The 26,527-nt window shown below is 68.9% G+C and carries 24 protein-coding genes; 14 read left to right on the plus strand and 10 right to left on the minus strand.

Annotated features, from left to right (window positions below; all coding sequences use genetic code 11):
- Positions 1–4: 4 nt before the first annotated feature.
- The 3 genes from U9J23_RS04940 to U9J23_RS04950 form a co-directional block, all read right to left on the minus strand.
- The gene (locus tag U9J23_RS04940) at positions 5–1,663 is read right to left on the minus strand and encodes a sensor histidine kinase (RefSeq protein WP_326601662.1); all 1,659 of its coding nucleotides are present in this window, start codon (positions 1,661–1,663) and stop codon (positions 5–7) included.
- A complete protein-coding gene (locus U9J23_RS04945; RefSeq protein ID WP_326601664.1) occupies positions 1,660–2,307 on the minus strand; it encodes an alpha/beta hydrolase family protein in 648 nt (215 codons plus the stop codon). Before U9J23_RS04945 ends, U9J23_RS04940 begins: the two co-directional genes overlap by 4 nt.
- Before the next feature lie 82 nt (positions 2,308–2,389).
- Positions 2,390–2,923: a hypothetical protein gene (locus U9J23_RS04950; protein WP_326601666.1), complete on the minus strand. Its 534-nt coding sequence runs from the start codon at positions 2,921–2,923 to the stop codon at positions 2,390–2,392.
- A gap of 123 nt (positions 2,924–3,046) precedes the next feature.
- Between U9J23_RS04950 and U9J23_RS04955 the strand changes: the two genes are divergently transcribed.
- Together U9J23_RS04955 and U9J23_RS04960 are read left to right on the plus strand one after the other, a co-directional pair.
- Positions 3,047–3,541 (plus strand): DUF2243 domain-containing protein, encoded by a 495-nt coding sequence (locus U9J23_RS04955; protein WP_326601668.1) that lies wholly within the window; start codon positions 3,047–3,049, stop codon positions 3,539–3,541.
- Between the two features lie 10 nt (positions 3,542–3,551).
- On the plus strand, positions 3,552–4,436 hold the full coding sequence (locus U9J23_RS04960) for a cytochrome c oxidase assembly protein (RefSeq protein ID WP_326601670.1): 885 nt from the start codon (positions 3,552–3,554) through the stop codon (positions 4,434–4,436).
- Here U9J23_RS04960 and U9J23_RS04965 read toward each other — a convergent pair.
- Both U9J23_RS04965 and U9J23_RS04970 read right to left on the minus strand, forming a co-directional pair.
- The gene (locus tag U9J23_RS04965; RefSeq protein WP_326601671.1) at positions 4,402–5,466 is read right to left on the minus strand and encodes a tellurite resistance/C4-dicarboxylate transporter family protein; all 1,065 of its coding nucleotides are present in this window, start codon (positions 5,464–5,466) and stop codon (positions 4,402–4,404) included. The two genes, U9J23_RS04960 and U9J23_RS04965, sit on opposite strands and share 35 nt — an antisense overlap.
- 1 nt (position 5,467) lies before the next feature.
- Positions 5,468–6,334, minus strand: coding sequence for an Fpg/Nei family DNA glycosylase (locus U9J23_RS04970; RefSeq protein ID WP_326601673.1), 867 nt, complete (start codon positions 6,332–6,334; stop codon positions 5,468–5,470).
- 73 nt (positions 6,335–6,407) lie between these two features.
- Between U9J23_RS04970 and U9J23_RS04975 the strand changes: the two genes are divergently transcribed.
- From U9J23_RS04975 to U9J23_RS04985, 3 genes are read left to right on the plus strand one after another with little or no spacing between them, the layout of a single operon-like run.
- Positions 6,408–7,208 (plus strand): thymidylate synthase, encoded by an 801-nt coding sequence (locus tag U9J23_RS04975; protein WP_059381706.1) that lies wholly within the window; start codon positions 6,408–6,410, stop codon positions 7,206–7,208.
- A complete protein-coding gene (locus U9J23_RS04980) occupies positions 7,208–7,693 on the plus strand; it encodes a dihydrofolate reductase (protein WP_326601676.1) in 486 nt (161 codons plus the stop codon). The genes U9J23_RS04975 and U9J23_RS04980 overlap by 1 nt, the downstream gene beginning before the upstream one ends.
- Positions 7,694–7,728: 35 nt before the next feature.
- On the plus strand, positions 7,729–8,055 hold the full coding sequence (locus U9J23_RS04985) for a cupin domain-containing protein (protein WP_059381704.1): 327 nt from the start codon (positions 7,729–7,731) through the stop codon (positions 8,053–8,055).
- Between the two features lie 59 nt (positions 8,056–8,114).
- Here the strand turns inward: U9J23_RS04985 and U9J23_RS04990 are convergent, their stop codons facing one another.
- Both U9J23_RS04990 and U9J23_RS04995 read right to left on the minus strand, forming a co-directional pair.
- Complete coding sequence (locus tag U9J23_RS04990) at positions 8,115–9,641, minus strand: carboxylesterase/lipase family protein (protein ID WP_326601679.1); 1,527 nt, start codon at positions 9,639–9,641, stop codon at positions 8,115–8,117.
- 55 nt (positions 9,642–9,696) lie between these two features.
- Positions 9,697–10,920, minus strand: a complete 1,224-nt coding sequence (locus tag U9J23_RS04995; RefSeq protein WP_085469327.1) for a hypothetical protein — start codon at positions 10,918–10,920, stop codon at positions 9,697–9,699.
- 59 nt (positions 10,921–10,979) lie between these two features.
- Between U9J23_RS04995 and U9J23_RS05000 the strand changes: the two genes are divergently transcribed.
- From U9J23_RS05000 to U9J23_RS05025, 6 genes are all read left to right on the plus strand, one after another.
- Entirely contained in the window at positions 10,980–11,609 is a 630-nt protein-coding gene (locus U9J23_RS05000) for a TetR/AcrR family transcriptional regulator (RefSeq protein ID WP_272266682.1), read from the plus strand.
- Positions 11,606–13,228: an acyl-CoA dehydrogenase family protein gene (locus U9J23_RS05005; RefSeq protein ID WP_326601682.1), complete on the plus strand. Its 1,623-nt coding sequence runs from the start codon at positions 11,606–11,608 to the stop codon at positions 13,226–13,228. The genes U9J23_RS05000 and U9J23_RS05005 overlap by 4 nt, the downstream gene beginning before the upstream one ends.
- A 97-nt stretch (positions 13,229–13,325) precedes the next feature.
- Positions 13,326–14,117 carry an FAD:protein FMN transferase gene (locus U9J23_RS05010; protein WP_272266678.1) on the plus strand — a complete coding sequence of 264 codons (792 nt, stop codon included), beginning with the start codon at positions 13,326–13,328 and terminating at the stop codon, positions 14,115–14,117.
- 189 nt (positions 14,118–14,306) lie between these two features.
- Positions 14,307–15,115 (plus strand): IS5 family transposase gene (locus U9J23_RS05015; RefSeq protein ID WP_442802266.1). Its coding sequence is split into 2 segments (ribosomal slippage): positions 14,307–14,654 and positions 14,657–15,115, totalling 807 coding nucleotides; the frame shifts between segments, so codons are not numbered across the junction.
- A 46-nt stretch (positions 15,116–15,161) separates the two neighbouring features.
- The gene (locus U9J23_RS05020; protein ID WP_272267079.1) at positions 15,162–15,695 is read left to right on the plus strand and encodes a recombinase family protein; all 534 of its coding nucleotides are present in this window, start codon (positions 15,162–15,164) and stop codon (positions 15,693–15,695) included.
- Positions 15,692–17,533 (plus strand): zinc ribbon domain-containing protein, encoded by a 1,842-nt coding sequence (locus U9J23_RS05025; RefSeq protein ID WP_272266676.1) that lies wholly within the window; start codon positions 15,692–15,694, stop codon positions 17,531–17,533. Before U9J23_RS05020 ends, U9J23_RS05025 begins: the two co-directional genes overlap by 4 nt.
- A gap of 19 nt (positions 17,534–17,552) precedes the next feature.
- On the opposite strand, the gene pgi is transcribed toward U9J23_RS05025, so the two are convergent.
- Positions 17,553–19,196: a glucose-6-phosphate isomerase gene (pgi, locus tag U9J23_RS05030; protein WP_326601686.1), complete on the minus strand. Its 1,644-nt coding sequence runs from the start codon at positions 19,194–19,196 to the stop codon at positions 17,553–17,555.
- A gap of 119 nt (positions 19,197–19,315) precedes the next feature.
- Here pgi and U9J23_RS05035 point away from each other — a divergent pair, with 119 nt between their 5' ends.
- Positions 19,316–20,767 (plus strand): NAD-dependent succinate-semialdehyde dehydrogenase, encoded by a 1,452-nt coding sequence (locus U9J23_RS05035; protein ID WP_059381699.1) that lies wholly within the window; start codon positions 19,316–19,318, stop codon positions 20,765–20,767.
- A 56-nt stretch (positions 20,768–20,823) separates the two neighbouring features.
- On the opposite strand, the gene U9J23_RS05040 is transcribed toward U9J23_RS05035, so the two are convergent.
- On the minus strand, positions 20,824–21,159 hold the full coding sequence (locus tag U9J23_RS05040; RefSeq protein WP_120281645.1) for a chorismate mutase: 336 nt from the start codon (positions 21,157–21,159) through the stop codon (positions 20,824–20,826).
- Positions 21,160–21,393: 234 nt separating this feature from the next.
- On the opposite strand from U9J23_RS05040, the gene pcrA reads away from it, so the two are divergent.
- Positions 21,394–23,772 carry a DNA helicase PcrA gene (pcrA, locus tag U9J23_RS05045; protein ID WP_230823545.1) on the plus strand — a complete coding sequence of 793 codons (2,379 nt, stop codon included), beginning with the start codon at positions 21,394–21,396 and terminating at the stop codon, positions 23,770–23,772.
- Between the two features lie 108 nt (positions 23,773–23,880).
- Here pcrA and U9J23_RS05050 read toward each other — a convergent pair whose 3' ends face one another.
- The gene (locus U9J23_RS05050) at positions 23,881–24,903 is read right to left on the minus strand and encodes a M23 family metallopeptidase (protein WP_272267651.1); all 1,023 of its coding nucleotides are present in this window, start codon (positions 24,901–24,903) and stop codon (positions 23,881–23,883) included.
- Between the two features lie 442 nt (positions 24,904–25,345).
- On the opposite strand from U9J23_RS05050, the gene sucC reads away from it, so the two are divergent.
- On the plus strand, positions 25,346–26,515 hold the full coding sequence (gene sucC, locus U9J23_RS05055) for an ADP-forming succinate--CoA ligase subunit beta (protein ID WP_006553761.1): 1,170 nt from the start codon (positions 25,346–25,348) through the stop codon (positions 26,513–26,515).
- Positions 26,516–26,527 lie beyond the last annotated feature (12 nt).

Raw genomic sequence — 26,527 nt, forward strand, 5'->3', positions numbered from 1 at the left:
CCCGTCAGAGCGGGACGGTCCACAGCACCCGGGTGCCGCGCGGCTGGGCCGGGCCGATCTCGCACGACCCGCCGCACTGCACGGCACGTCGCTCGAGATTCGCCAGGCCGCTGCGGCGAGGCGTGTCGGGTAGCCCCGTGCCGTCGTCGAGGATCTCGATCCGGAAGTCGTCCTGAACCGAGACCGACACCGAGATGTTGTCGGACTGCGAATGACGCAGTGCGTTGCTCAGCCCTTCGCGGAGCACGGCCTCGGCATGCGGGTGGATGCGCATCGGCACCAGCGTGTCGATGGGACCGACGAACTGCACGTTGGGTGCCACCGCGGAGTGGATGCTCAGATCGCCCACGACGTCCAGCAACCTCCGGCGCAGGCTGTTCGACGCCGCCGCGCCGGTGGTGTGCAGATCGAAGATGGTCGTGCGGATCTCGCGCACCGTCCGGTCGAGTTGCTCGATCGCGTGGCGGATCACCTCCACCACGCGTGCGGTGTCCGCCCCTTCGGCGGTCGCGCTCTGCAGGCTCATACCGGTTGCGAACAGGCGCTGGATGACGTTGTCGTGCAGGTCCTGTGCAATGCGGTCACGGTCGGCAAGCACGTCGAGCAACCGCTTCTTGCGTTGCTGTTCGGCGAACTCGAGGGCCACGGCCGCGAGGTTCGCCATGGATTCGAAGCGGGCAACGTCCTCGTCGTCCCACGGTTCGGTACCGGCCTCGCGGGTCGCGACGAGCACGCCCGTGACCGTCGACGTCGTCGACAGCGGCAGCACCACCGCGTGGCCCTCGTCGCCCTGCTCCATCGGTGGCAGTCCCTCGAGGGTGTCGAGGTGCATCGCCTGCCGGCTCTTGAGTGCTTTCAGCACAGGCGATCCGGTGAGATCGAAACGCTTGTCCTTCCCGCACGGCACCGCGGGGGACGCGGCCTGCAGGCGACCGTGATGTCCGTCGACGAGCACCACATAGGCGCCCGAGCACCGGGCGAGTTCGCGGACCTGGCCGGTGAGCATCGACAACGTCTCGTCCACCGACCCGCCCATCAGCAGCCGGGAGTTGATGGATGCCATTGCGGTGAGCCATCTCTCGCGGGCGAGGGAGCCCTCGAACAGGCGCGCGTTCTCGACGGCCACGCCGGCGGACATCGCGAGCACCTTGAGGATCACCTCGTCCTCTTCGGTGAACTCGGGTGCGCCCAGTTTCTCGGTGAGGTAGATGCTGCCGAAAACCTTGCCGCGCACCATGATCGGAGTTCCGAGGAAGCTCTTCATGGGCGGATGGTTGGGCGGGAAACCGATGGAGGCGGGATGCTTCGACAGGTCGGCGAGGCGGACCGGCCGGGGATCGTTGATGAGCAGACCGAGGATGCCCCGGCCCTCGGGCAGGTGTCCCATCACCTCGCGCTGCGTCGGATTGATCCCCACGTACACGAACTCCGACAGGCCACCGTCGGCGGCGCGCACGCCGAGAGCACCGTAGCGGGCGTCGAGGAGAGCGGTCGCGGCGGAGACGATGCGCTGGAGCATGGAGTCGAGCTCGAGACCCGATCCCACGACGAGCACCGCTTCGAGCAGGCCGCGCAGGGTCGTCGGGGCGTCGACGGAATCGTCGAGCCGGTCGCGGAGCTCGGCGAGCAGCGTGTCGATGGCGACATCGGTGGGTTCGATCATGATTTTTTCTCTTCCAGCAGGTGCAGCGCGGCGGCTACGGCGGATTCCGAGGGATCCGTCTTCGCGCGGCTCAGGTCGTGCGCGGCCCCGGTGACCTCGACGAGGGTCGTGGCCGCGGGCAGGAGGCCGAGTGCCTCCCGCAGTTCGTCGAAGGTACCGAAGGGATCGCGGTCGCCGTGGACGAACACCGTGGGCATCGAGATCTTCGGCAGGTGCTCGGTGCGCAACTTCTCCGGCTTGCTCGGCGGATGGAGGGGATAGGACAGCAGGACGAGGGCGTCGGCGATGCCCGGTTCGTCGGCTGCGAGCATCGACGTCTGCCGGCCACCGTAGGAGACGCCACCGAGCAACAGGGGTCCGAACACACCGTCGCGCAGCGCCGCGGCCGCGGCGGCCACGCCCTCGCGGTCCTCCGCGGCGCGGGACGGCTGCGGGGGACCCTTGGGCTTGCGCCGGCGGAACGGCAGGTCGTAGCGCAGGGCGAGGAAGTCGGCGTCGGCGAACCGGGAGCACATCAGCTGCAGGATCCGGGCGTCGCAATTGCCACCGGCGCCGTGCGTCAAGGCGACGCCACCCCGCGGACTGCCCTCGGGAAGATGCAGGTGACCGGCCACGATGCCGGTGTCCAGCGGTTCGACACTCACACCGATACGGTAACCGCCGCGTAGGCGACGTTTCCGTACCCCTCCGTGATCCGCCGCAGGTGACCTGTGCTGCGGCGCCCGGCTACCGTCCGGCGGCCGCGCTGCGAGGGACGGGGCCGATGTCCGCGTGGCGGCCGGGCACGAGCGCAGCGTGTCGCCCACCCGGGCCGGGACCACGGCGGGCGGCCAGCGCGTCGGCGACGGCTCCGGTGACGAAGCCGTAGACGCTCTTGTGGAGGACGTCGATCGCCAGTTCCGAGCGGGGCCACGTCTGCGGCGGGGCTCCCACACCGGTCGCGTTCTCGAGGATCTGGTCGTTGGTCAGACGGACGACGGTGAACTTCGACGATGCGAGCGGCCCCCGCAGGCCCACCTCGGCCATGACCGAACGCAGGACGCCGAGGGCGATGCCCTGCCCGAAGTGCATCGTCCAGTTCAGGGCGGTCGAGTGTTGCCCGGCCGATTCGGAGGCGCCCGTCAACCGTGCGAGTACGCGGCCCGGCACGTGGGAGTTCGGTCGCCCGGTGACGGCCTGCTCGATCTTCTCCCCGACGGTCATGGCGGCGACGCCGGCCGCACCGGCGACCAGGCCTTCCCACAGTGCGTTTCTCAGCATGAACGCTCGGGTACCCGCCGCGGGATCGGAACAACCCGTATTCCCGGGGCGGAGTTTCCCAGGGCGGAGTCCTGCGGACGGCACGGTGAAGAAGCGTCCTTCGGGCGAGACGGTGAGGGAGCGATGACCGGAGCGACACGACCCGGAGACACGTACTGCGGAATCTCGGTGCGGCACTCCGCGATCAGCGGTGCACTCCTCGGTGTGGCGCTCATGGCCGCGATCGACGAGATCGTCTTCCACCAGATCCTCGGCTGGCACCATTTCTACGATCGCTCCACACCCGCGGTCGGTCTCGCGTCCGACGGGCTGCTGCACACGGCCGAATTGCTCGTTCTCGTAGCGGGATTCGCGTTGCTCGCGGATGTGCGCCGCAGGCACGCCCTGGCGGTACGACACTTCTGGGCCGCGCTGCTCATGGGGGCCGGTGCATTCCAGTTGTTCGACGGGCTGGTGAACCACAAGGTGTTCCGCGTCCACCAGATCCGTTACGACGTCGACGTGTGGCCCTACGACCTGGCCTGGATCGCAGGGGCTCTCGTCTTCCTCGTCGTCGGTGCGCTCCTGTGGTGGTCGGCGCGACGGAGTGTTCGCACCTCCGGCCTCGCGGACGGATAGGAGCCGCCCGGTGCACGACCATCCGACGAACATGGGGCCGGGAGCGCTCGCCCTCGTCGTTCTGCTGGTGGCTGTCGTGGGGGTCGCGCTGTACATCGGGGCCGCCGTGCGGCTGCGGCGACGCGGCGACGCGTGGCCGTGGTGGCGTGACGCGAGTGTCGCAGCAGGTGCCGGCGCCGTCGCGGCAGCGGTGCTGCCTTTCGGCGCGGCAGCGGTGCTGCCTTCCGTCGCTGCTGCGGCGGTAGTTCCTCTGCCCGGTGGTCCGTTCACCGCGCACATGGCCGGGCATCTGCTCGTCGGCATGGTCGGACCCCTGCTGATCGTGCTGGGCCGGCCGGTGACGCTGCTGCTGAGGAGCATCCCGGTGGGAGGCACACGCACAGGTCTGCTCACCGTGCTGCATTCGCGACCTGCCGCACTGCTCACGGCGCCGGCCGTCGCGGCGGTCCTGGACATGGGTGGGCTGTGGGTGCTCTACCGGACACCGCTGTTCGCGGCGATGCACGACGACACGCTCGTCGCGATCGTCGTCCACCTGCACGTCTTCGCCGCGGGGATGCTGTTCACCGTCGCGATCTGCCGCCTCGACCCACTCCGGCGCCGGTACGGTCTCCCGCACCTCGCGGTGGTGCTGCTCGTGGCCGGCGCAGTCCACGCGGTGCTGGCGAAGACGTTGTACGCGCAGTCACCTCCCGGCACGATGTTCGCCGCATCCGATCTGCAGGCGGGCGCCCAGCTGATGTACTACGGCGGCGACGCGGTCGGGGTGGCCCTGGCCGTCGTGCTCGCCGTCCGCTGGTACGGCGGTGTGGGACGAGCCCGCCACGCGGGCGGTGTGGGACGGGCCCGCGCGCGGACGGTCACCGTCGGTCGCGCTCGTCGACCGGCCGCGTGAGCCGGACCCACATCCGGTGCAGCATCGCGGCGAACACCACGACCCAGGCCGCTACCGCGACCCACAATTCGGCGGCGCCGATCGCGCCGACCAGCGGCAGGTCGTCGGCGCGACCCAGATACATCCCGGCGACCGCGTACATGCCGAGCGGGAAGACGATCGACCACAGGGACGAGTCGTAGTCCAGCGGCACCCGGTGGACGCGGTGCCGCCACCAACCGGCCGCGACGAGCGGCGGGATCAGCCACGTCGCGAAGGCCCAGATGACGACGGCGAGGCCCGCGATCAGACCGCGGGTCGCGTCGACCATCGGTGCGTCGTCCATCTCGACGATGCGTGAGCCTGCCACGACGGTGATCGAGCACGCTCCCATCGACACCCAGTACGGTGCGGTCAGATCCGTGGGTCTCAGCGGATACTGCAGCATCCGCGCGGCGACGAAGATCCCGGCCGCCGCGTACAGGAACAGCCCGACGCCCCAGGTGAACACCGCGACGGCAGCGAGGAGCCGGTCCAGTTCGCGGTAGACGGGCTGGAGGGTGGCCGCGGCGATGGCCACCGATTCGCTGGCGACGACCCAGACGAACCACGTTCCGTTGGCCTTCGCGAGGACGGGACGCTCCGCCGTGCCGAGCACGGCCGTCCACGGGACGACATATCCGAGCACCAACCAGGTCGCCGCCGCACCCGCGAGCAGTACGGCCGCGGTGGAGTGCCAACCGTCCATCATCAGCCGCACGCCGAGCACGTTGCTGCCCGCGACGAAGGTGAAGAAGCCGAACGCCCGTCCGGAATCGGCGAGATCGGCACGGACCTCGTCGCGGAACGCGAGGAACCGCCACACCGACAGACCTGCGAGCGTCGCGTATCCGATCGCGGACACGATCAGCAGCGCGGCCGATGCGAGGTGGATACCCCGGAGGTGGAGACCGATGGAGACGATGCCGCCGGCCATGACGAAGGCGAAGTAACCCGGTGCGAGGGTGCGGACCTCTTCGCGGAGACGGGAACGGGCCTGCACGGCGCGCACGCTACTTCAGCAGGCGGGACATCCGCCGGTCGGCGAGGACCTTCCCTCCGGTCTGGCAGGTGGGGCAGTACTGGAACGAACGGTCGGTGTAGGAGACCTCTCGGACGGTGTCGCCGCACACCGGGCACGGCTCGCCGGTACGCCCGTGCACGCGCAGTCCCGACCGTTTCTCGCCCTTGAGGCGCGCCGCGTCCTGCCCGACCGAGCGGGTGACGGCGTCGGTCAGTACCGACCGCATCGACCCGTACAGGGCGGTCACCTCGTCGTCGGTGAGCTTGCCGGCTGTCGCGAACGGCGACTGCTGCGCGACGTGCAGGATCTCGTCGGAGTAGGCGTTGCCGATGCCCGCGAGAACCTTCTGATCGGTGAGCAGCGTCTTGAGACGCGAGGTGCTGTCGGTCAGGAGCGCGGCGAACTCGTCCCGGGTGAGCGCGAGCGCGTCGGGGCCGAGGCGGGCGATGCCGGGCACCGTCTGCGGATCGTCGACGACCCAGACCGCCAGGCGCTTCTTCGTACCGGCCTCGGTGAGATCGAAGGCCGGTGTCGTCGCGTCGGGGGCGAACAGATGCACGCGGAGCGCAAGCGGACCGCGACCGAGTTTCGGGGGAGCCTGCGACGGTTCGTCGAGCCAGCGCAACCAGCCTGCCCGCGACAGGTGGGTGATCAGATGCAGCCCCGAACAGTCGATCGCGAGGAACTTGCCGAAGCGCGAAGCTCCGGTGATGTCGCGTCCCTGCAGCGCCGTGATCGGCGGGTCGGCCGTCTGCAGCACGCTCAGCGCCGCGACGTCGATGCGTCCGACGACGCTGCCGACCGCGTGCTCGCGCAGGAACACCACAAGTGCTTCCACTTCGGGGAGCTCGGGCATGGGAACAGGCTACGGTCGCCGGGCCGTTCGCGGGTGGCGACGGACACCATCGCGCCCCCGATAGACTGCGCTCGTGACTGTGTCGACGCCCTACGAAGACCTGCTGCGCCTGATCCTCGAGACCGGCGCGGAGAAGGCCGACCGTACCGGAACCGGCACGCGGAGCCTGTTCGGCCACCAGATGCGCTTCGATCTGTCCGAGGGCTTCCCGCTGATCACCACGAAGAAGGTGCACCTGAAGTCCATCGTCTACGAACTGCTGTGGTTCCTGCGCGGCGACTCGAACGTCAAGTGGCTGCAGGAGCACGGCGTGACGATCTGGGACGAGTGGGCCGCACCCGACGGCGATCTCGGCCCGGTCTACGGCGTTCAGTGGCGCTCGTGGCCGACCCCGGACGGGCAGCACATCGACCAGATCAGCCAGGTGCTCGAGACGCTGCGCAGCAACCCCGACTCGCGGCGCATCCTCGTCTCGGCGTGGAACGTCGCCGAGCTCGACCGGATGGCGCTCATGCCGTGCCATGCCTTCTTCCAGTTCTACGTGGCCGACGGCAAGCTCAGCTGCCAGCTCTACCAGCGCAGCGCCGACATGTTCCTCGGCGTGCCGTTCAACATCGCCAGCTACGCGCTGCTCACCCACATGGTGGCGCAGCAGACCGGACTCGAGCCGGGAGAGTTCATCTGGACCGGCGGCGACTGCCACATCTACTCGAACCACATCGAGCAGGTCACCGAGCAGCTCACCCGCGAGCCGTATCCCTACCCGACGCTGAAGCTGCACCCGCGCGACTCGATCTTCGACTACCGCTACGAGGACGTCGAGATCGTCGGCTACCGGCACCACCCGGCGATCAAGGCGCCGGTGGCCGTCTGATGGGGGATGTCACCCTCGTCTGGGCGCAGGCGCGCGGCGGTGTGATCGGCCGCGACAACAGCATCCCGTGGCACATCCCCGAGGACATGGCGTTCTTCAAGGACGCCACGATGGGCAAGCCGGTGGTCATGGGCCGGCTCACCTGGGACTCGCTCCCCCCGAAGTTCCGGCCGCTGCCGGGCCGCCGGAACATCGTCGTCACCCGCAACGCCGAGTGGTCGGCCGAGGGTGCCGAGACCGCGACGAGTCTCGAGGACGCACTGACACTCGCCGGTGAGGACGAGGTCGTCGTCATGGGCGGGGGCCAGATCTACGCGCAGGCGATGCCGTTCGCGACGCAGCTGCTCGTGACCGAGGTCGACCTCGACGTCGCCGGAGATGCGACCGCCCCTCCCCTCGGGACCGAGTGGGTGGCGGAGCCCGGGGAATGGATGACGTCCACCAAGGGAATCAGGTTCCGCTGGATCCGGTACGCGCGAAGCTGAGTTCTCGCGGCGGCATCTGAGCGATACTGCGGTACATGGACAAGCTCTCGTTGACCGCCCTGGCACGGCAGCAGCTCAAACTCGCAGCGGCGTCCAGCAGCGGACGCAGCTCCCAGACGGTTTTCGGTGGGCATACCAAGCACCTGCGGCAGACCGTCGTCGCGTTGCTCGCCGGCCACGAACTCGGCGAGCACGACAGCCCCGGCGAGGCGACCCTGCAGGTGCTGTCGGGTCAGCTCCAGCTCGTCGCCGGCAACGATGTGTGGAAGGGCTCGGCGGGCGACATGATCATCATCCCGCCGGTCCGGCACAGCGTCAGCGCCATCGAGGACGTCGCATTCCTGCTCACCGTCGCCAAATAGCAGTCGTTCACTGCACTCGCCGAGTAGCGACGCTCATGGCACTCGCCGAGTAGCGGCGCTCATGGCACCGGTGCCGGAGCGGTGTACCCGCGGTAGCCCTCCCACGCGAGTCGACGCTCGCGCCGCGGATCGTGCTCGACGCGCGTGACCTCGTCGAAAATCACTGTTGCGCGGTCCTTCTCGTCGTAGCGCGGCCACGACGGCAGAGGTTCGCCGTGCCGGGCCACGTTCAGCCACTGACGTTGCATCGCCCCGGCGGCCGTACGCAGGCCGCGTCGCCCACCGAGCGCCGTGAGCGCCCGGCCGAGCAGCTCGTCGGTCTGGTCGAAGACCGCGAGCAACTCCACCGCGTGCGTCGCGTCGAAACCCGTCCACCGCAGCAGTCGCGGCGCGAGGTCGAAGCGGTACATGAAGGTCGGCGCGAAACGCGAATGTGCCTGCGCGATCTGCACGGACGGATACCAGAAGGTGAGGTCGCCGCCGAGATCGACGGCGGCACGTTCGTCCGGATATCCCGGATAGACCGCCGTGATGCGATCCTTCGCCTCCGGGTCGGTCGCGGCGAACAGCGCGTCGATCCGCCGCGGGCTCGTCGGCAACGCGTCGAGGAACTTCGGGAACAGTGCACCTTCGCGGTCGTTCGTCCCGAGCACGAGCGGAACGGGATGCGCTGCGCCCGTCTCGTACGCCTCGAGCGGCTGGAGCGGAACGAAATCGCCGTCGACGACCGGCCCGAAGGGATGCAGACCGGGGGTCGCGCGCAGCACCTGCGCCCCGAGCCGCGATCCCACCCGTCCGAGTTCGGCGGGGGAGGCGTCGAGCAGCGCCCGCGCCGCGGTATCCGGATCGGCGCCGAGCAGTTGGACGAACTTCCGGCCCCATTCGGCCGAGCGGTCGGCGGTGACGACGAGATTCGGTGCCGGGCTCTGTGCGATCGCGGCGGAGAACAGTCCGCGTGCGGCGGGTGTCGCGAGCAGGGTCGTCACCGAGGTGCCGCCGGCGGACTCGCCGAAGATCGTCACGTTGTCGGGGTCGCCGCCGAACGCCGCGATGTTGCGCTGCACCCATTCGAGCGCCGCCACCTGGTCGCGCAGGCCGAGATTGGAATCGAATCGCACCGAATCGGTGGAGAAGGACCCGAAGTCGAGATAGCCGAGCGCTCCGAGGCGGTAGTTGATCGACACGTAGACGACGTCGCCGCGCCGGACCAGCGACTCGCCGCCGTAGACCGACAGGGCGCTCGTGCCGAGGGTGAACGCGCCGCCGTGGATGAACACCATGACCGGTCGCGGCGCGTGGACCCGACCGGCGGGGGCGAGCACGTTGAGGGTCAGGCAGTCCTCGTCGGGACGCACACGTACCCCGCGACGCCCGGTCTCGGCATAGCGCGGATGCTGCGGGGCGGCATTGCCGAACTGCATCGCATCGCGCACCCCCGTCCAGGGCTCGACCGGTTGCGGCGCACGCAGCCGTAGCGGGCCCACCGGGGGAGCGGCGTAGGGAATGCCGCGCCAGGCGAGGAGGTCGCCGAGCCGGGTGCCGCGGACGGTTCCGTCGGCGAATGTGACGTGGGTCTCGGGCGTCATGCTCCGCACTGTACGTGACGGGGCGTCACGGTAGCCGCCGTGTCCACCGTCGACGTCACCAGGAGTGGGGCTCGAGTCCCCGGTCCGCGAGCTCGGCCCGCACGTAGGTGCGCAGCGTCGCGGTGTCGGGGAAGCGCTCCTCGTCGAGGGCGACGAACGCGAGGGTGTACCGCTCGTCGGTGTGGCAGGCGTAGACCGACAGGCGGGTCGCGGTGCGGGCCGGCCGGGTGTCGAGTCCCGGGTGCATGGCGCGCATCGCGATGCCGGTGGTGCGGTACGGCCCCAGGGTGGTGAGTTCGCGGGGCACCGCGCCGATGTTGGAACACAACAGGTCCCGCTCGCCTGCGCCTCGCGCGACGCGGGCTGCGAACCGGTCGGGGAGGAGTTGCAGGATCTCGGCCGGCATGTTGTGCGGGGCGCCCTCCCGTGGCTGCGAGTAGGCGTGCGCGGCGCGGGCGCGGATGGAGGCGAGCGTGTCGCCGTCGTCGACGGTGATCCCCACCATCGACACGCCGTTGGAGACGGTTCCCTCCTTCCGGTCGTCGACCGGAACGGAGATGCGCACGGGGAACGGGATGCGGGCGCGCCGGGCGACACCGGCGGACACGGCGAGCAGCAGGGCGTTCGGGCTGCCGTCCTCCGCGGCCGCGACAGCCTTCCACTGCGCCGCGTCGACGTCGACGAGCGCGGTGCGGGGTCGCGACCGCACCGTCTGCGGCGCGGGCGGCTTCTCCGTGCGGGGCGTGTACTTGACGCGGCGCAGCCCGCCGCCGACCTTCCGGAACAGCTGCATCGCATCGCGCAGGTCGGAATGACGACCGGGGTCGGGTCGTCGCGGCCGGTCGGCGAGCGCGTCGGCGACCGCGCGGACGAATCCCCGCGCGTCGGTCAGGACGTGCGAGCACACGATCGACAGTGCGGTGCCGCCGCTCGTGAGTCGGGTCGCGGCGAGCGCCCAGCCGGGACCGAGCTCGGGATCGACGTTCACGTTCGCGTGCTCGTCGGCCCAGGCGAGGAGCTCGTCGTCGGGGATGGGGGTCGCGGGATAGCGCAGGGGATGGACGTGCGTGTTGGGTTCGAAGCGGGGGCGTGCACCGGGAACCCGGGGGCGGACCACACGGCGACCGAGCGGGCCTTCGGACAGCACGTCGTGCAGGGACAGCAACAGGGTCGCGTCCACGGTCTCGTCGGTGCGCCACAGACCCTGCATCACCGACGGCAGGCCGGTTCCTTTGTGGCGGTGGAGGAACATCTCGTCCACGACGCTCAGGCGATTCACAATCCCGACCGTAGCGCCGACCGTTGACCGAAGCACTGAACCGAGGTTCAATCCTTGGTGTGGCGTACCGGCGGACACCCGCAGTGCAGGAGCGACTCGACGCGCAGCGCGAGGCGATCGCCGCTGCCGCCGTGGCTCTGCTCAGCGAACGCGGCTACAGCGGACTGTCCGTCTCGGCGGTCGCCGAACGGGCCGGCGTCGCCACCGGCAGCGTCTACCGGCACTACGTCGACAAGTCCGATCTCGTGGTGCGGATCTTCCGGGAACTGTGCGACCGGGAGGTCGAGGCCGTGACGTCCGCGGCCGCAACCGGATCCGGTGCCGACCGCGTGAGCGCGGTGGTCGACACCTTCTCCCGCCGTGCCCTGCGCAATCCCACCCTCGCCTACGCGCTGCTCGCCGAACCGGTCGACGCGGCGGTCGACGCCGAACGGCTCGTGTTGCGCCGCGCCTTCGCGGCGGCCTTCGCGAACGCCGTACGCCACGGCGTCGCGACCGGTGAATTCCCCGAACAGGACGTCGAACTCACCGCCGCCGCGCTCGTCGGGGCCGTCGGTGAGGTGCTCACCGGCCGCCTTCGCGGCCATCGCGACAGCGCGGCCGGATCCACTGTCCCCGACCTCGTCGCCCTCGCGTTGCGAGCGGCGGGGCACCTGCCTTCCGGAACGACATCAGGAGTGAAGCCGTGAATTTCCCCGCCACCCACGAGGTGTTCAACCAGGTACCGGACCTCGAGCCCTACGGGGCCGCCGACGACCCCGCCCTCCTCGAGGGGCTGCGCCGCGAAGGCGCGAGCTGGGCCAAGGACGAGGTCCGCGAACTCGGCGCCCTCGCCGGCACCGCCCGTGCCCAGGACTGGGGCCGGCTCGCCAACGAGTACCCGCCCGTATTGCACACCCACGACCGATACGGCCACCGCATCGACGAGGTGGAGTTCCATCCGCACTGGCACGACCTGATGACCGTCGCCGTCGAGAACGGCCTGCACGCGGCACCCTGGCGCGACCCGCGTCCCGGCGCGCACGTCGCCCGCGCCGCGAAGTTCTACGTGTGGGGACACACCGACGCCGGGCACATGTGTCCGATCTCCATGACCTACGCCGCGGTCCCGGCGCTGCGCCACAACGCCGAACTCGCCGAGCGCTACGAGCCGTTGCTGGCCGCACCGCACTACGACTTCGGGTTGCGCGAACCCTCCACGAAGCGCGGTCTCATCGCCGGGATGTCGATGACCGAGAAGCAGGGTGGGTCCGACGTCCGCACCAACACCACCACCGCGACCCCCAACGCGGACGGTTCGTACACGATCGTCGGGCACAAGTGGTTCACCTCCGCGCCGATGTCCGACCTGTTCCTCACCCTCGCGCAGACCGAGCACGGACCGTCGTGCTTCCTGCTCCCGCGCGTCCTCCCCGACGGCACTCGCAACGCCATTCGCATCCAGCGGCTGAAGGACAAGCTCGGCAACAAGTCGAACGCCTCCTCCGAGATCGAGTACGAGAACGCGATCGGCTGGCTCGTCGGCCCGGAAGGTCGCGGTATCAACACCATCATCGAGATGGTGAACATGACGCGACTCGACTGCGTCATCGGCTCGGCCGTGAACATGCGGGTCGCGACGCTGCGCGCAGTCCATCACGCCCGCCACCGGAAGGCGTTCGGCGCGTTGCTCGTCGATCAGCCGCTCATGCGCAACGTCCTCTCCGATCTCGTCGTCGAGTCCGATGCCGCGACGACGATGATGATGCGCCTGGCCGGGGCCACCGACCGCGCCGCCGGGGACGAGCAGGAGGCCGCGCTGCGCCGCATCGCGCTGGCCGTGACCAAGTACTGGGTGTGCAAGCGGGCGCCCGCGGTGGCGGCCGAAGCCCTCGAATGCCTCGGCGGCAACGGCTACGCCGAGGAATCGGGCATGCCGCGGTTGTACCGCGAGTCGCCGCTCATGTCGATCTGGGAAGGATCCGGCAACGTCGCGGCACTCGACGCGCTGCGCGCCATGGCCCGGCAACCCGACACCGTCGAGGCGTTCTTCGCCGAGACCAGGCTTGCGGAAGGCGCCGATCCGCGGCTCGACTCGGCCATCGCCCGGGTGGGCAAGGAACTCGCCGATCTCGAGGACGCTCAGTACCGGGCACGGCGGGTGGTGGAGCTCATGGCGCTGGTCCTGCAGGGCGCGCAGCTCGTCCGGCACGGGCATCCCGCGGTCGCGGAGGCCTTCTGCCGGAGCCGGCTCGACGACGACTGGGGCATCGCGATGGGCACACTGCCGACCGGTGTGGACACCGCCGCGATCCTCGATCGGGTCTGACGAGGGCGGGTCCGATCCTGCGGCGCTGTCACCTGTCGTAGGTCGCGGGCATACTGGAATACGTCCTGCGAGGAATCGAACACGGGTGGAGCCGGTCATGATCGGCAGCAACGAATGGTGGGAGTGGGGTCGGCAGATCGCACTCGCGGTGACCGAGCCGCATGCACTGCACCGTGCCCGCATGATCGTGCGCGGCGTCGTCGCCGAGTCGGAGGCGGTGAGCGACAGCCGCCGGGGCGACGCCGAGATCCACACTGTGAACCTTGCCCAGGGCACTCCGGTCACGATGAGCCCCCGACTGGCGTCCATGGTGCGGTCGGCGCTGTGGGCGGCCCGCATGACGGGCGGGGCCGTCACCCCGGTCGACTCCGACGATGCCTCCGTCGACGCCGGGGCCATCCCGCCGATCCATCCGATCCCCACCTACCGCGACGTGCAGATCGACGGAGACATCGTGCTCGCTCCCTTCGGAGTGAGCCTCGAACTCGGCGCGACGGCCGTGGCCGACACCGTCGACTACTCCGCGGCGCTCGTCGCGAACCTGCTCGAATGCGGGGCGCTCGTGCGCATCGGCGACGTGATGGCCACTGCGGGGCACGCGCCGGCCGGGGGATGGCAGGTGCCGCTCCCGGATCGAGGCTCGGTCGAACTGCCGGCCGGATGGGCGATGGCGTCGCACACCAGCGACGTCGCCGATCCCGAGCGGTGGCGTCTCGTCAGCGTCATCGCTCCCGACGCGGTGTGGGCCGATGCGGCCGCGGCGACGGCGTTGCAGCGGGGGATCGGAGCCCTGTCGTGGCTCGAGCAGTACGACCTGCCGGCGCGTCTCGTCGACACGCACGGACGGGTCCGGACCACCACGGCCTGGTCCGATCCGAAGGCTGCTTGATCTCTCGAGCAGGGTGCGGTCAGGCTGACAACAGTGGGCGAAATACCTGACACTACATGATACTTTCTGATACTCACTCAACCGCGCGCATCGGAGAGGCCGCCGAATATCGGAACATGTCAGTCGTGGGGGGTGCGTAAGAGCATGTCTCTTATGGCCTAGATCGTTTGTGCGGCATAATGCATCGTCGTGGTCGATGCGTTGTCTTCCCGGCTGGTACCGGATGCGTTGTGGGAGATCGTCGAACCGTTGCTGCCCGGCTTCCGGGCGCGGCCCCAAGGCGGCGGCCGGGCGGCACTCGATGATCGGGCGGTGTTCACCGCTATCGTCTACGTGCTCACCAGCGGCTGCGCCTGGCGGCACCTGCCGCCGTCATTCGGAGTCAGTGTTCCGACCGCGCATAGACGGTTCACCACCTGGGCCAAGGCCGGGGTATTCGACGAGCTGCACCGCCGGGTCCTCGATCGGCTCGGCGCCGGTGGGGACCTGGACTGGTCCGCCGCGATCCTCGACGCCGCGCACGTGCGGGCGAAAAGGGGGGCTCTCTGACCGGTCCCAGCCCGGTCGATCGAGGCAAGAGCGGCTCGAAGATCCACATCCTCTCCGACGCCGATGGTATCCCGCTCGTCACCGCGGTGACCTCAGCAAATACCCACGACAGCGTCATGCTGCAACCCATGGTCGCCGCGATTCCCGCGGTGCGCTCACCTCGCGGTCCGCGCCGCCGCAAACCCGGCCGGGTCCGGGCGGACAAGGGTTACGACTACCCCGTACACCGCCGGTGGCTGCGGGCACGGGGCATCGTTCCGCGGATCGCCCGCCGCGGCGTCGACAGCAGCGAGCGCCTCGGCCGTTACCGGTGGAAGATCGAACGCACCTTGGCCTGGCTCACCGGCTACCGCCGACTGACCATCCGCTACGAGCGCCACGGCGAGCGCTTCGCTGCTTTCCTCCAACTCGCCGCAGCGTTGACCTGCTTCAAGAAACTCGCCAAATGAGACATTCTCTAAGGCAGCGGCGGAAGGCCGGTTGCCTTCTCGCCGTATGGGTTCCGGTCAGCGCATTTTCGAGCAAGCAGACCTCGACCGGTATCTCGGTCGGCCCGCAGCCGGGAGGACGCCCTCGGCCCGGATCGAAGCGTTGTACTGCCGTGTGTCGGGCTCCACAGGGCAGGAATCATCGCTCACCCATCAAGAGGCGATGTTGCGCGAGAGCGCCACCGGTGCAGTGTACCGGGTGTACAAGGACCGTGGATCCGGGCTGCGAGAGAAGCGGGCCGGATTGGATCGGTTGCTCGACGACGCCGCCCGGGGACACTTCACGGTGGTACGGGTGGTGTGGCGGGATCGCCTGGCGCGGTTCGGGGTGGTGTGGATCGAACGGTACCTGTCGGTGGTCGGAGTTACCGTCGAGGTGCTGCGTGAGCAGGGCGAGATATCGCTGGCGGAGGAACTGATGGACGACTTCATGGCACTGCTGGCGTCGTTTTCGGGTCGGTTCTACCGGCTGCGGTCGAAGCAGAACCAACGTCGACTTCTCGATGATGCGGGGGCACGGTTGGGCAGGGATGAGCAATGACCGACACCACCGACCACCGTCGGTTCGCCTTCACCACCCGACCGTATCTCGCAGTCGACGACACCACCGGAGATCCGATCGGACTCGACGACCTCGACACCCGCATCCGGTGGCTGCTCGGCCTGATCACCGGCGCCGAAACCGAACTACTCACACGTCTGTGGCATCCCGCCACCTTCGACACCCTCACTGCGGGCCGCGACCGCGACGGCCGGGCTCTGCCGAAACACGGGCACGTCGTCGCTGCTCGTCTCGGCTGGGCCCCCACCTACCCGGACGGGGTGTATGTGCCGTCACGGGTGTCACGGGTGGTCACCGCACAGGCCACCGCGACGCTACGGACCTCGGCCTACCGCGACACTGCGATCGCGTCGCTCTCGGCCCGGTTCGATCCCGCTACCGGGCGTATCGCCCCGCCTGCCGGTGGGGAGGTGCCCGTGCCGTCGGGCTTCGCCCGAGGTGTACGGCGGCAGTTGCTCGCCCGTACCCGTCGGGCCGATGCTTCGGGTGCATCGACGTCAGACGCGGCCACCACCGACGATCGCACCTCGGACGCGGCCACCTCGGCTTCTGCGCAGCCCGAACGGTTGAGGATCACCGACATCCAAACACCACCACAGGTCAGCGCCATGGCCCGCCTGTCCGCCGCCGACAAACAACTCGCCGAGCTCACCGTCACCGACGATGCGATGATCTTGACGGTCAAGCTCCCCACCACCGGCACCCCGACGACACGGACCCAGTGGCGGGCGGTGCGGTTGACCGCCGCGCTCCCGCCGCACCTGCACGGCCGTCCGATTACTGCGTGGCATCTGCCGACTCTGACCCTCGACGGCCGGGGTCTGTTGCTGCGCTGTGCTGCCACCGAAGCCGTCCCCGCCGGCGAACCGCGTGCCGCGACCGTGGCGGTGGGGGTGGACTGGTCACCGTCGGCCCTCGGCGCCGCCGCGATCGCCACCGACACCGGCGACGGGTTGGTGTCGGACTATGAGGGTTACACGTACGATGACCGCGGACTCGGCATCAAACTTGCCCGCCTGCAGACCGAAGGCCAATTCCTGCACCGCAAGGCAGCCCGCCTGACTCGGCTCGCCGAGAACGCACCACCCCGGCTCCGGGCGGAGCTGGAAGCGAAGATCGCCGTGCTCGACGAGAACCGCACCGCGGTCGGTGCCAAGCGAAGAAAGATCAACCGGGAGATGGCGTTTCATTTCGCGCGTCAGGTCACCGACTACGCGGTCGCCGCCGACGCGACGATGATCGCCGTCGAAGATCTCGCGACCCTCGAACCGCGTGGGCGTGGCCGGGTGAACAACAATCGGGCGGCGCAGTCCGCGCGCCGCAAGGCCGCCGACGCGCTGGCTCAGACCGCAGCCCGGGTGGGTGTAGTGGCGGTGTCGGTCCCCGCCCGCGGGTCGTCGGCGTGGTGTCCGGGGTGCAACTCACCGCTGGCCCGGCCGGGTGGCTACCACAACGCGTGGTGCGCACATTGTGAGGTGGGTGGGAATCGTGATCATGTGGCGGGGGTGAATCTCGCCAAGCGTGTTCTCCTCGGACGGGGTGCGGCGGTCCGCACCCGTGCCGGGAATCTGGAGATCCGCACCATCGAGCATGCTCCGGTGCGCAAGTGCCGGGACAAGACCGGTCCGACTCCGGGCAGGCCGCGGCATCGCCGTGTCCGTCGTAGTGTTCCGGCCCCGACTCCCGCTGAGGGGGTGAACACGTTGAAGTCTCGTCCTGCACCTGAAGCGTCGGTGTGGGACACGGTCGAGCCCGCGGCATCGCAGGATGTCTCGGGTAGCCGTGAGGAACGTGGGTCTGGACCGCCTGGCATGTAGGTGGCAGGAAGTATCAGGTTTACGTAGACGCTCCGTCGCGCAGGTTGCGGTAGATCTCGATCAGGTGGTCGGTGGACGCGTCGCCGGTGTCGGGTGTGTCGTCGCCGGCGAGCACGGTCTGCAGGGCGGTGGCCTGGGTCTTGCCGAGTTCGACGCCCCACTGGTCGAACGAATCGATCCCCCACACGATGCCCTGGACGAAGGTCTGGTGCTCGTAGAACGCGATGATCTGCCCGACCACCGACGGCGTGAGTTCGGGGGCGAGGATCGTCGTCGACGGCCGATCACCGGGCATGACCTTGTGCGCCACCAACGCCTCGTCGACGCCTTCGGCACGCACCTCGTCGGCATCACGGCCGAAGGCCAACACTTTGGCCTGGGCGAACATGTTCGCCAGCAACAGCACCTGCATGCCGGTCTGCCCGTCGCGGGCGGGCAGGTCGTCGCCGGAACGGGCGAGGCCGAGGAAGTCGACGGGGACGATCTCGGTGCCCTGGTGCAGCAGCTGGAAGAAGGCATGCTGACCATTGGTACCGGGCTCGCCCCAGAACACCTCCCCGGTCGGACACGAGACCGGTGTGCCGTCGGCGCGCACGGATTTGCCGTTCGATTCCATGGTCAGCTGCTGCAGATAGGCCGGCAGCCGCGCCAGATCCTGCGCATAGGGCACCACCGCCCGCGACCGGTGGCCGAGGACGCTCGCGTTCCACACCCCGATCAACCCCGCCAGCAGCGGTGCATTCTGCGCCGGCTGCGCGGTGGTGAAGTGGGTGTCGATGGCGTGCATGCCGGCGAGGAACTCACCGAACCGCTGCCGGCCGATGGCGCACATCACGGCCAGGCCGATGGCCGATCCCACCGAATAACGCCCGCCCACCCAGTCCCAGAATTCGAACATGTTCGCCGGGTCGATACCGAACTCGACCACCCGCTCCGTATGGGTCGACACCGCGACGAAATGCTTCGCGACGGCGTCTTCGCCGAGGGCGTCGATGAGCCAGCGGCGGGCGGCGGTGGCGTTGGAGAGGGTTTCGAGGGTGGAGAACGTTTTCGACGCGACGATGAACAGTGTGGTGGCCGGGTCCAGGTCGGCCAGTGCCGCGGTCAGATCGGCCGGGTCGACGTTGGAGACGAACCGCGCCGCCGGCCCGTCGTGAAAACGGCGCAGCGCGCGGGTGACCATCGCCGGGCCGAGATCGGAGCCGCCGATGCCGATGTTGACCACCGTGGCGATCTTCTCGCCGGTGGCGCCGCGCCAGTCGCCGGCGCGGAGGCGGTCGGTGAACTCGCCCATCCGGTCGAGCACGGCATGGACGTCGGCGACGACATCGACCCCGTCCACGACCAACGTCGCATCGCGGGGCAGGCGCAGGGCGGTGTGCAGCACCGCGCGGTCCTCGGTGACGTTGATGTGCTCACCCGAGAACATCGCCTCCCGAGCCGCGGCGATCCCCGCGGTGTCGGCGAGCTCGAGCAGGGCCTGCAGGACCGGGGTGTCGAGGCGTTGCTTGCTGAAATCGATCACCAGATCCCCGGCAGGGACCGTCAACGCCGAGACCCTCTCGGGTTCGGAGGTGAACAACTGCCGCAGCGACACCGATTCGAGCCGGTCGCGATGGTCTTCCAGAGCTTTCCACGGTGCCGTTGCGGTTACGTCGCTCATGTCGTCGACAGTAGTGCGCCCCCACACGGTGCGCCCGGTGTGCGACTGTGTCCCTCGGTGTGACGAAGGGATCCTTCGGTTTCCCACAGCGAGCGACCGCGGCGCGCATGATGGGGCATATGGATGCTGCAGAACTGATTCGGTCCGTCCCCACCGACCTGTTCCTCGGCGGTGAATGGGTGGCGGCCGAGAACGGAGCCACCTTCGGAGTCCACGATCCCGCGACCGGCGACGAACTGACCCGTGTCGCCGATGCCGCGCCCGGCGACGCCCTACGGGCCCTCGACGCGGCCGTCGCGGCCGGTCCTGAATGGGCAGCGACCCCGCCGCGTGAACGCGCCGAACTGCTGCGGACGGTCTGGCAGAAGATCACCGACCGCGCCGACGACTTCGCGCTGCTCATGACACTCGAGATGGGCAAGGCGCTGCCGGAGAGCCGATCGGAGGTGACCTACGGCGCCGAATTCCTGCGATGGTTCTCCGAGGAAGCGGTCCGCATCGCCGGTCGCTACACGCCCGCCCCGGCCGGCACCGGCCGCGTTCTCGTGACCAAACAGCCCGTCGGCCCCTGCCTGGCCATCACGCCGTGGAACTTCCCGCTCGCGATGGGAACCCGCAAGATCGGTCCCGCCCTCGCCGCGGGGTGCACGATCATCGTCAAGCCCGCGTCCGAGACACCCCTCACGATCCAGCTGCTCGCGCAGCTCTTCGACGAGGCAGGACTGCCCAAGGGCGTCCTGTCGGTGCTGCCGTCCTCGCATGCCGGGGAGGTCACCGGGCCGCTGCTCGAGGATCCCCGGCTGCGCAAGCTCACCTTCACCGGCTCCACCGAGGTCGGTCGCATGCTCGCCGAGAAGGCCGGTCGTTCGCTGCTGCGCACCTCGCTCGAACTCGGCGGCAACGCGCCGTTCGTCGTCTTCGAGGACGCCGATCTCGACGCGGCGGTCGAGGGCGCGGTGGCGGCCAAGCTGCGCAACGGGGGAGAGGCCTGCACGGCCGCGAACCGCTTCCACGTCCACAATTCGGTGCGCGACGCTTTCGTCGCCAAGCTCACCGAGCGCATGGCGTCGTACAAGCTCGGGCCGGGAACGGACCCCGACGCGACGCTGGGCCCTCTGGTCAACGAGAACCAGAAGAAGACCGTGATCGAACTCGTACAGGACGCCGTTTCGGCGGGCGCCTCGGTGCGCCTGGGCGGGGAACCTGCCGACGGTCCGGGATGGTTCTACCCGGCGACCGTCCTCGACGACGTGCCGAAGCAGGCCCGCATCCTGCAGGAAGAGGTGTTCGGGCCGGTCGCGGCCGTCACCGGCTTCGACACCGAGGAGGAAGCGCTCGCGGCAGCGAACGACACCCGCTACGGGCTCGCCGCCTACATCTTCACGCGCGACCTCGACCGGGCCCTGCGCGTGTCGCATGCGCTCGAAACGGGCATCGTCGGTGTGAACCGCGGGGTCGTCTCGGATGTCGCGGCCCCGTTCGGCGGAATCAAGGATTCCGGGCTGGGACGCGAAGGCGGTACCGAGGGCATCGAGGAATTCCTCGAGACCAAGTACATCGCCCTGCAGTAGGGAACTCAGCGATGGCCGGGACGGCTTCGCCGTCACTGACGCGGACGGCCTCGCCGTCAGTGACCCAGGCGGCCACGCCCGAGGCGGAGCAGCAGCATCGCCAGGGTGTGGCCTTCCTGGCCCAGCTCGCTGAACCGCTCGAGGACCTTCATCTCGCGGCTGTGCACGAGACGGGTACCGCCGGACGCCATACGGGTACGCCCGATCATGCGGGAGACCTCGGTGCGGCGCTTGACCGCGGCCAGGATCTCGGCGTCGAGACGATCGATCTCCTTGCGGAGCTCCTCGATCTCGGCCTCGGTGGGCACTCCGGTGTCGTCGGCCGCGGCCGGTGTTCCGGCGTTCGCCTGGCCCGGCTCGCCGGAAAGGGAAGAATCGATGTGCGTGCTCATGTCGTCTCCTCGCATCTGCTCTGAAGGATCGCCCGTATGGGAGCGGCTGTTACCGGTATCGGGTCGGGCCGGCGGTCGGGAATCGACAGCGACAACCGGAACTCGATCCGAGCCTGCAAAGGACAGAAGACATGGCCTCCAGTTTGCCACTCACCCTGTAGGCCCTGCCACTCGGCTCGATCGACTGTGTGGTCCGGATCCGTTGTCCGCGCGGTCCGGTAGTTTGGTGAAACGATGAACACTCCCGTCGCGCTCGCAAACTCCCACCCAGGATCCGATGCTCTTCTCGAAGGGCTCAATCCGCAGCAGCGGGAAGCGGTCACGCACGAAGGGGCCCCGCTGCTGATCGTCGCGGGCGCGGGCTCCGGCAAGACTGCGGTGCTCACCCGTCGTATCGCCTATCTGCTGGCCGAGCGCGGCGTCGTCCCTGGTCAGGTGCTCGCCATCACGTTCACCAACAAGGCCGCGGCCGAGATGCGTGAGCGGGTGGCGGCCCTGGTGGGGCCGCGCGCGAATGCGATGTGGGTCTCGACCTTCCACTCGAGCTGCGTCCGGATCCTGCGCGCGCAGGCGGGTCTGCTGCAGGGCATGAATTCGAATTTCACGATCTACGACGCCGACGATTCCCGTCGTCTGCTCACGATGATCGCGAAGGATCTCGAACTCGACAGCAAGAAGTACTCCGCCAGGCTGCTGTCCACGCAGATCTCGAACCTGAAGAACGAACTGATCGGGCCCGAGGAGGCCGCCCACGAGGCGGAGACCGATTCGGCGGCCACCGAACTCACCCGCGTCGTCGCCCGGGTCTACGCGCACTACCAGCAGCGCCTGCGCACGGCGAATGCCTTCGACTTCGACGACCTCATCGGCGAGACGGTGGCGCTGCTGCAGGCGCATCCGCAGGTCGCCGAGTACTACCGGCGCCGGTTCCGCCACGTGCTGGTCGACGAGTACCAGGACACCAACCATGCGCAGTACGTGCTGGTGCGCACCCTCGTGGGTGATCCCGAGGAGGAGTCCGCCGTCCCCCCAAGCGAACTGTGCGTGGTGGGCGACGCCGACCAGTCGATCTACGCCTTCCGCGGCGCCACGATCCGCAACATCGAGGAGTTCGAGCGCGACTATCCGCAGGCGCGCACGATCCTGCTCGAGCAGAACTATCGCTCCACCCAGAACATTCTGTCGGCGGCGAATTCCGTCATCTCCAAGAACACGGGGCGCCGCGAGAAGCGGCTGTGGACCGATTCGGGCGAGGGTGAACTCATCACCGGCTACGTCGCCGACAACGAGCACGACGAGGCGCGGTTCGTCGCCGCCGAGATCGATCGGCTCGTCGACGGCGGCGCCACCACCTACTCCGACATCGCGGTGTTCTACCGCACCAACAATGCTTCCCGCGCGTTCGAGGATGTCTTCATCCGGCACGGTGTGCCCTACAAGGTCGTCGGCGGTGTGAGGTTCTACGAGCGCAAGGAGGTGCGCGACATCGTCGCGTACCTGAAAGTGCTCGACAATCCCGACGACACGGTGAGCCTGCGCCGCATTCTGAACACCCCTCGCCGCGGTATCGGCGATCGCGCCGAAGCGTGCGTGGCGGTGCACGCCGAGCGGCTCGGTGTCGGCTTCGGGCAGGCCCTCGCCGACGCCGCAGTCGGCAAGGTCGCGCTGCTGAACACGCGGGCGCAGAAGGCGATCGCCGGTTTCGTCGAGATGATGGACGACCTGCGGGCGATGCTCGTCGCGAGCGACGCCGACGGCAACGACACGGCCGACATCGGCGACATCGTCGAGGCGATCCTCGAACGCACCGGGTACAGCGCAGAGCTGTCGGCGAGCGACGATCCGCAGGACGGCGCCCGTCTCGACAACCTCCACGAACTCGTCAGCGTGGCAAGAGAATTCAGCGCCGACGTGCGCAACGCGGCCGGGATCGTCGACGACGTACGCGAAGAGGGCGATCCCGAACCGGGATCGCTCGCGGCCTTCCTCGAGAAGGTCTCGCTCGTCGCCGACGCCGACCAGATCCCGGAGAACGAGGCCGGTGTGGTCACGCTGATGACGTTGCACACCGCGAAGGGCCTCGAGTTCCCCGTCGTCTTCGTCACCGGTTGGGAGGACGGCCAGTTCCCGCACATGCGTGCCCTGGGCGATCCGGCCGAGCTGTCCGAGGAACGGCGACTCGCGTACGTCGGCATCACCCGAGCCCGGCGTCGTCTCTACCTCACGCGCGCCGTGCTGCGGTCGTCCTGGGGACAGCCCCTCACCAATCCGGAATCCCGCTTCCTGCAGGAGATTCCGCAGCATCTCATCGACTGGCGACGCCTCGAGCCCACACCCGCGCGCGGGCAGGCGATCGGCTCGGGCACCGGTTCACGGTTCGGTGCGGGCGAGCGGCGCGGTTCGTCGGGCACGCCGAGTTTCGGTGCGGCGCGCGGACGCAACAACCAGTTGGTGCTCGACGTCGGCGATCGCGTCAGCCACGACAAGTACGGTCTGGGAACGGTTCTCGAAACCCGGGGCTCGGGCCCCACGGCCACCGTCGTGATCGACTTCGGCAGCGCCGGCAAGGTGCGGCTGATGCTCGTCGGCGGTGTGCCGATGATCAAGCTGTGATGCCCTGAAAGCCTGTGGCAGGCGCGGATTCGCACGCAGAAGCGGATTCGCGCCGAAACGGGAAGGGGGGAACGGGGAAACGGCGGGCCGAACGTACGGCGACGTCGGTCAGTCGCGCTGGATGCCGAGGGCGATACCGCGCGTGGCGAGCCACGGGACGGGGTCGATCTTGTCGACACCGTTGAGGTGCACCTCGAAGTGCAGGTGCGGGCCGGTGGAGAAACCGCGGTTGCCCATGGTTGCGATCTGGTCGCCGGCCATGACGCGCTGACCCACGGTCACCAGGGACTGGTCGATGTGCCCGTACACGGTGACGGTGCCGTCGGCGTGAAGGAGCCGGACCCACATGCCGAAGCCGGAGGCCGGACCGGAATCGATGACCTCACCGTCGGCGACCGCGAGGATCGGGGTGCCGATGGGGCCTGCGATGTCGACGCCGGCGTGGAGGGTGCCCCAGCGTGCGCCGAAGTTCGAGGTGAACGACCCCACGGCGGGGAGAACGAAGAGCGGACGGCGGGCCGCGGCCTCGCGCGCAGCGCGTTCCTCGCTGAACCGCTGGCCCTTGGCCAGAAGATTCGAGAACTGCGACAGGTCGTTCGGGTCGGCGATGTTGAGCACCTGCGGTGCCTGCGACGGCTCGGCGTCGGCGGTCGGCGCGAACTGCGCGGCCTGGGGCACTGCGGTGGCGGTGATGATCGAGGAATCGGCTTCGCCGGCAGCGAGGGCGACCTCGGAGTGGTCGGTGTTCTGCCCCGGGCCACCGTTGGCTGCGGCCTGGCCCGCGGCGACCACGGCGCCTGCGGCGACAGCGAAGACCGCGGCGCGGCCCTTGAGGGCGGTGGGGGGAGTGGGAAGTCGATGGGCTCCACCGCGGGATGCGGGAGCGGTGACGTCGGTGCGCTCGTCGGAACGATCCTGCGCGAAGCGGTCGTCGCGGTCGGAACGATCCTGCGCGAAGCGGTCGTCGCGGACGGCGTGGCCGAAGGAGTCGGAGTAGTAGGTGGGCTCGGGACCGGGGCCGGTGTTGCGGAAGTCCATCGTGGCGGCTTCCCAGGCGTTCCAGTCTTCGGGTGCCGATTCGGGACGGCGGGTTCGGCTCTCGGCACTCGGGTTACCAGAGCGCATCGCCATCCTCCGTTCGTGACCTCATCGTTACTTCGACCAGGCGACGGTAACGAAGCGATCGCAGGGGTGGCAAGCCGTAGTTCGTCCGGCGGACGTTATGTGAGTGGCATCACAGTGCAAACCGGGGCAAATTGGGACATGCCCCAGCGGCCGGCGTCCCAAACACTGTTTTCCGACACGTCACGAGTCTGTTGCATCGCGGCAGCGTGGGATCCGGTGTCAGCGGGCGAGTGGGTACCTGTCATCCTGAACCGAGTGCTCCGCTCGAACGTGGCGCCCGCCACGTTCCGGGAGGAGAACTGCGAAGTCGTTCCCGGACCAACGCGCGCGTGACCTGTGCCACATGGGACTGCCGCGCGTGATCCGCGGCCCGGCCGAGAAACTAGAGTCCGAAACGACCCGCTCGATACCCCGGAGCGGGCGTGAACGCAGACGAGACGGTGAGCAGATGGATCTCTTCGAATATCAGGCGAAGGAACTCTTCGCCAAGCATGACGTGCCGACGTCGGCCGGCCGTGTTACCGACACTGTCGCCGGTGCCCGCGAGATCGCGGAGGAAATCGGCAAGCCGGTCATGGTCAAGGCCCAGGTCAAGGTCGGCGGCCGCGGCAAGGCCGGTGGCGTGAAGTACGCCGCCACCGCAGACGACGCGCAGACCCACGCCGAGAACATCCTCGGCCTCGACATCAAGGGTCACATCGTCAAGAAGCTCCTGGTCGCCGAGGCCAGCGACATCGCGGAGGAGTACTACATCTCCTTCCTGCTCGACCGCACCAACCGCACCTACCTGGCCATGTGCTCGGTGGAGGGCGGCATGGAGATCGAAGAGGTCGCCGCCACCAAGCCGGAGCGCCTCGCCAAGGTCCCCGTCGACGCCGTCAAGGGTGTCGACCTCGCGTTCGCGCGCGAGATCGCCGAGAAGGGCCACCTGCCCGCCGAGGTCCTCGACGCCGCAGCCGTGACCATCCAGAAGCTGTGGGAGGTCTTCGTCAAGGAAGACGCTCTCCTCGTGGAGGTCAACCCCCTCGTCCGCACCCCGGACGACCAGATCCTCGCCCTCGACGGCAAGGTCACCCTGGATGCCAACGCCGACTTCCGTCAGCCCGGCCACGCCGAGTTCGAGGACAAGGACGCCACGGATCCCCTCGAGCTCAAGGCCAAGGAGAACGACCTCAACTACGTCAAGCTCGACGGCGAGGTCGGAATCATCGGTAACGGCGCCGGCCTGGTCATGTCGACCCTCGACGTCGTCGCCTACGCAGGCGAGAAGCACGGCGGCGTCAAGCCCGCCAACTTCCTCGACATCGGTGGCGGCGCCTCCGCGGCCGTCATGGCTGCCGGTCTCGACGTGATCCTGAACGACGCTCAGGTCAAGAGCGTGTTCGTCAACGTCTTCGGTGGCATCACCGCGTGCGACGCGGTTGCGAACGGCATCGTCAAGGCTCTCGAGATCCTCGGCGACGAGGCCAACAAGCCGCTGGTCGTCCGCCTCGACGGCAACAACGTCGACGAGGGTCGCCGCATCCTCGCCGAGGCCAACCACCCGCTGGTCACGGTCGTCGCCACCATGGACGAGGCTGCCGACAAGGCGGCCGAACTCGCCTTCGCAGCGAAGTAAAGGGACACACAG

The organism is Rhodococcus sp. PD04 (assembly GCF_035918275.1).
GTDB classification, from domain to species: Bacteria; Actinomycetota; Actinomycetes; order Mycobacteriales; family Mycobacteriaceae; genus Rhodococcus; species Rhodococcus rhodochrous.

Bases quoted from the DNA above. Each gene is read 5' to 3' on its own strand.
- U9J23_RS04940 (WP_326601662.1), bottom strand. From the start codon at position 1,663: ATGATCGAACCCACCGATGTCGCCATCGACACGCTGCTCGCCGAGCTC.
- U9J23_RS04950 (WP_326601666.1), bottom strand. From the start codon at position 2,923: ATGCTGAGAAACGCACTGTGGGAAGGCCTGGTCGCCGGTGCGGCCGGC.
- U9J23_RS04955 (WP_326601668.1), top strand. From the start codon at position 3,047: ATGACCGGAGCGACACGACCCGGAGACACGTACTGCGGAATCTCGGTG.
- U9J23_RS04970 (WP_326601673.1), bottom strand. From the start codon at position 6,334: ATGCCCGAGCTCCCCGAAGTGGAAGCACTTGTGGTGTTCCTGCGCGAG.
- U9J23_RS04980 (WP_326601676.1), top strand. From the start codon at position 7,208: ATGGGGGATGTCACCCTCGTCTGGGCGCAGGCGCGCGGCGGTGTGATC.
- U9J23_RS04985 (WP_059381704.1), top strand. From the start codon at position 7,729: ATGGACAAGCTCTCGTTGACCGCCCTGGCACGGCAGCAGCTCAAACTC.
- U9J23_RS04990 (WP_326601679.1), bottom strand. From the start codon at position 9,641: ATGACGCCCGAGACCCACGTCACATTCGCCGACGGAACCGTCCGCGGC.
- U9J23_RS05010 (WP_272266678.1), top strand. From the start codon at position 13,326: ATGATCGGCAGCAACGAATGGTGGGAGTGGGGTCGGCAGATCGCACTC.
- U9J23_RS05020 (WP_272267079.1), top strand. From the start codon at position 15,162: ATGGGTTCCGGTCAGCGCATTTTCGAGCAAGCAGACCTCGACCGGTAT.
- U9J23_RS05025 (WP_272266676.1), top strand. From the start codon at position 15,692: ATGACCGACACCACCGACCACCGTCGGTTCGCCTTCACCACCCGACCG.
- pgi (WP_326601686.1), bottom strand. From the start codon at position 19,196: ATGAGCGACGTAACCGCAACGGCACCGTGGAAAGCTCTGGAAGACCAT.
- U9J23_RS05035 (WP_059381699.1), top strand. From the start codon at position 19,316: ATGGATGCTGCAGAACTGATTCGGTCCGTCCCCACCGACCTGTTCCTC.
- U9J23_RS05040 (WP_120281645.1), bottom strand. From the start codon at position 21,159: ATGAGCACGCACATCGATTCTTCCCTTTCCGGCGAGCCGGGCCAGGCG.
- pcrA (WP_230823545.1), top strand. From the start codon at position 21,394: ATGAACACTCCCGTCGCGCTCGCAAACTCCCACCCAGGATCCGATGCT.
- U9J23_RS05050 (WP_272267651.1), bottom strand. From the start codon at position 24,903: ATGGCGATGCGCTCTGGTAACCCGAGTGCCGAGAGCCGAACCCGCCGT.
- sucC (WP_006553761.1), top strand. From the start codon at position 25,346: ATGGATCTCTTCGAATATCAGGCGAAGGAACTCTTCGCCAAGCATGAC.